Annotated in this window: 2 protein-coding genes; both read right to left on the reverse strand. The window is 43.4% G+C overall.

What is annotated here, in order from left to right; translation table 11 throughout:
- Positions 1–165: 165 nt before the first annotated feature.
- Positions 166–522 (reverse strand): hypothetical protein, encoded by a 357-nt coding sequence (locus I593_RS17895; RefSeq protein ID WP_016168978.1) that lies wholly within the window; start codon positions 520–522, stop codon positions 166–168.
- A 39-nt stretch (positions 523–561) separates the two neighbouring features.
- Positions 562–1,452 (reverse strand): MobA/MobL family protein, encoded by an 891-nt coding sequence (locus tag I593_RS17900; protein WP_026441252.1) that lies wholly within the window; start codon positions 1,450–1,452, stop codon positions 562–564.
- Positions 1,453–1,547: the final 95 nt, after the last annotated feature.

The following is a 1,547-nucleotide window of genomic DNA, read 5'->3' on the forward strand; positions in this document are numbered from 1 at the left end:
CCTCATCTTCCTCCTCAAAACTCGACTCTCCAGAAGCAATTCGTTCAATCATCGCATTTACATCCGCTTGACTTGCATCAATCACATGCTGCTCAAATGAATGCTCCACAATCCCTTGCGTTGCCTTAAAAGCAGCCCGAATTCGCTCTGCATCTACGTTCTTTTTCATACTTGGTCACTCGACTGTAATTTATAACTTGGATGATCTTTCAGATAGGCAATAAAACTGTCCAAACGTTTGCTATCCAGTCGTGATTCATCAGGATGATCCACATGCTGCGATAGGTTCTGACCTAAAAAATATTGCTCAAACTCTGTCTTAAAATACTCTGGAATATCAGCTATTAGAACATAGCTATCATCTGGTCTCAGTTGATGCCGTGGGATCTGAATCAATTCAAGTAAATGTTTCTTCCACAGTAGACTAGCCCGAAGCTGATCATTCACTGGATGATGGGGATCATGTGCAGCAGCACGTTGATCGTCAAATAAACCCTCAAGAATTTGTTTTCCAGTCTTCATACGACCTCCAAAAGCTTTATTTAAAACCTCACAATATTCCTAGAACCATGATGGCGTATAACTATCATCACGATCCAAGTCTTGATTTTTACGCTGCTCTAAGGCTTGGTTGTACTCCTTTTGATAGATCTGGAGCTTGTTAAATTGTCGAATCTGTTGAATGGTTTGCTTCTGTGCCTCAACTTCAAGCTGAATAATTGGATCAGCACTTTTCAACTTCCATCGGTAGATCTGTGGAACATCGTGCAATTGCGTTCCATACTTCTGGTTAAATTCCTGATTAGACAGATGACTCACTCGATTTGGAACAACAATCTCCATACCCTCCAGAATCACGGTTTTCATCGGTGCATGCATTTCCAAAGCCTGATTAATTAGCTGCTCAGTTTTTTCTCGAAAGGCTTTGACCTGATCACGGCCAAAGCCCAACGCATCAGCCGTTAATTTCTGTGCGCCACCCTTAGTGGGATTCTTTGGACGATACTGCTTAAAAAACTGCTCTGGTGGTCGTTCAATCCCATCGGCCATACTCCGTTCAGAATACATCAGATGCAAATGCGGTTGATCTTCACCTGTCAGCTCACTCGGATGATTATGCACCGCTGCGGTATAAGGGAACTGATACTGATCAGCAAATTCCTGAATAAAGGCCTCGACCAATTCTTTACGCTGCTGTTTCGACAATTCTTTTGGTAAAGCCACAGTCAACGTTGAACTGGTTCGACCTCGAGCAATCTCATAACGATCCGCACTATGCCAAAAGCTTGCAGGCGCATCGACAGCCCAAGCAGGCATATTTCCAGAACGCACAAACTCCAATTCCTCATCGGCCTTTTGCTCAGCAAAATGAGCCGTTCGAGTCAGATAATGGAAGGTATTCTTGGAACTAGAATCCTTCTTCACATTATGCCGAATATTCATGTAAAACATGCCGAATTCACCTGAGATCCAATTCGCAAAGGAGGCTCTCCGCAGGAGCGAGGAGGAGTGTCTTTTTTTGACAATAATCGCTTTAGCGGTTGTTG

This window comes from Acinetobacter tandoii DSM 14970 = CIP 107469 (assembly GCF_000400735.1).
In the GTDB taxonomy this organism is placed as follows: Bacteria; Pseudomonadota; Gammaproteobacteria; order Pseudomonadales; family Moraxellaceae; genus Acinetobacter; species Acinetobacter tandoii.